The sequence below is a fragment of the Vibrio sp. 2134-1 genome, from assembly GCF_033339495.1.
Map to the genome: position 1 here is coordinate 1 of NZ_JAWOUS010000928.1, position 524 is coordinate 524.

Below are 524 nucleotides of genomic sequence, written 5' to 3' on the forward strand. Positions count from 1 at the left end.
CAAACAGGAAACGCAGCTGAAACGGGAAGCTCAACACCCACTGACGCATGGGTTGTTCAGGCAGTACTTCATCAACCAGCAAGGCGGCACTTTCGGCCATCCGCCGCGCCCCACAGCTCGGGCAGAAACCGCGACGCTTACAGCTGAAAGCGACCAGGTGCTCGGCGTGGCAAGACTCGCAGCGAACCCGTAGAAAGCCATGCTCCAGCCGCCCGCATTGGAGAAATTCTTCAAATTCCCGTTGCACATAGCCCGGCAATTCCTTTCCCTGCTCTGCCATAAGCGCAGCGAATGCCGGGTAATACTCGTCAACGATCTGATAGAGAAGGGTTTGCTCGGGTCGGTGGCTCTGGTAACGACCAGTATCCCGATCCCGGCTGGCCGTCCTGGCCGCCACATGAGGCATGTTCCGCGTCCTTGCAATACTGTGTTTACATACAGTCTATCGCTTAGCGGAAAGTTCTTTTACCCTCAGCCGAAATGCCTGCCGTTGCTAGACATTGCCAGCCAGTGCCCGTCACTCC

1 protein-coding gene is annotated in these 524 nt (G+C 57.1%); it reads right to left on the bottom strand.

Features of this window, described 5'->3' with window-relative positions; all coding sequences use genetic code 11:
• The coding region (locus R7R78_RS29305) for an IS91 family transposase (RefSeq protein ID WP_001120876.1) at positions 1 to 406 on the bottom strand (406 nt) is incomplete at its 3' end.
• Positions 407 to 524 lie beyond the last annotated feature (118 nt).